The following is a 2,039-nucleotide window of genomic DNA, read 5'->3' as shown; positions in this document are numbered from 1 at the left end:
CTTTTGAAAGTGTGAAGGAAAGTTATGACTTTTTGAATGACGCCCCTTTTGTGAAGGCACGCTATTCAAAATAACCCTCCACACGGATCCGAGGGAAAGCCCGGGCAGATATCTGTTCCGGGTTTTTTGTGCGCGGCAAGTCTTAAAAAATCCCTATCGCACTTATATGGCCTTTTTCCAAATCATTGTCCGTGAATGATTTTGCCTCCCGTGAAAGTTAAACCGCTTATACCGTGCCCATGCCTTATTCCCCGCCTGTGGTTTTCTTTTTAGCTTTGCGGCAGAATTCAGCCCCGATCATCTCGATCATTGAATTTCTCATGATGACGGAGCTGACCTCTATTTCTGATCGATTGACATGACGATCATATATTTTTCCGGATTTAAAATTAACACTCATGAAAAAAATTATCTTATTGGCGTCTTTGCTATTGCCAGTCCTTACTGTCAAAGGACAACAAAAACTGTCTTATGCCTATGACGCGGCGGGAAACCGCGTCAGCCGCACCATTGTGGTGGGCGCCCATAACATTGAGGGGGAAGCGACACGGAGTTACATTGACACTATCGACGGCAGGCAACTCGCCATCAACACCGGCAGTGGGCGGCCACAGCTCATCATCGCCGTGGAGGAATACGATTCCTCACTTACGGGAGAATACTCCATCCTGGACAAGGAAGGCACACTGCTCGCCAAAGAGGAGTTGTCCAACGGGACTACCCTCGTGGGACTTGACGGAGTTCCTTCCGGCAGTTATTCCTTTCAGATCCTTTTAAACGGCCATCCTTCCAGGTGGGAACTGGTCAAGTTATGACTTTCAATACTTACGATCATGAGAAATTTATTCCCAGTATTCATATGCATGCTGGCATGCGCGGGTATCACCCTGGCGCAGCAAAACACGCCGGCCATTACCGGTAAGAATGTCCCCGATTTGGACAAATGGACCGAAGAACAGATACAGCGATGGGAAGACTCGGTGAGGAATGCCCTGTATCCGGAACCTTCAATAGGATCCATGCGGGTTCCTGTCAAACAATCGGCCAAGGCCGCGAAAAGCGCCATGACCGCGTCTTTGGGTTTCACCAATGGCCATGTCCCCGATTCCTATCCTGTCGACCAGACTAAGGATGTGGGTGAGATACCCGTGACCTCATCGGTCACACCCGCGGGAGCCATGACGTACAACGTGCCGGTTGAAGTATCGCCCGGCAAACAGGGGGCTCAACCAAAACTGTCCATTTCCTACAACAGCTTGGCCGGAAACGGAGTGATGGGCGTGGGATGGAACATTGGAGGGCTGTCCTCGATATCGCGCATTGGAAAGAGTATCCATTATGACGGGAAATCCCAGGGCGTGGCCTTGACAAAAGATGACGCCTTCGTGCTGGATGGCACACGACTGATCAAACTGTCGGAAACCTCCACGCAGATAAACTATGAAACGGAACAGGGACTTGTAAAAGTAACAGCTTTTTTAAGCGGCAGCATCGTCCGTTATTTTGAAGTCCGCTATCCCGACGGGAACAAGGGGATTTTCGGTTACACGACCAATGTCTCCAACCGGTTGAGCTACCCGTTAACCACATTCACCGATTTGAGGGGCAATACCGTAACTTACGCCTATACCCTCTCTTATAACCGTTATTATATTACTTCAATCACTTATACCGGAGCATCGGTCATATTCCAGTATGCAACGACAAGACCGGATCCCGTAATTTTCTACGAGGGAGGTTTGAAGGCGACTGATAACAGGCTGTTACAAAAAATAGAATGCAAGTCAAACGGCGCCACTTTCCGCACATACGAATTCACGTACCAAACCTCATATCCTCAAAATACATCCACGCTTACGCAGATCGGGTGCTCGGCCTCGGGAAAATCTTTCAACCCCCTGCGGTTCTACTATGGCGAAGGCAAGACGGCGACCTCCTTCACAAAAGCGGAGACGCAACTTTTGGAATGGTACACGAATGCCCAGCCCGGGCAACTCATCGTCAGCAAGGGCAAGTTCGACTACGGGACGGACAACGAC

At 49.7% G+C, this 2,039-nt stretch carries 2 protein-coding genes; both read left to right on the top strand.

What is annotated here, in order from left to right:
- The first annotated feature begins 398 nt into the window (after positions 1–398).
- A complete protein-coding gene (locus D7D25_RS17580; protein ID WP_122970208.1) occupies positions 399–815 on the top strand; it encodes a hypothetical protein in 417 nt (138 codons plus the stop codon).
- An 18-nt stretch (positions 816–833) separates the two neighbouring features.
- The coding region (locus tag D7D25_RS17575) for a SpvB/TcaC N-terminal domain-containing protein (RefSeq protein WP_305000397.1) at positions 834–2,039 on the top strand (1,206 nt) is incomplete at its 3' end.

The organism is Proteiniphilum sp. X52 (genome assembly GCF_003712195.1).
GTDB lineage: Bacteria > Bacteroidota > Bacteroidia > Bacteroidales > Dysgonomonadaceae > Proteiniphilum.
The sequence above is the reverse complement of the archived record's forward strand: the minus strand, read 5'-3'. Positions and strand labels throughout refer to the sequence as shown.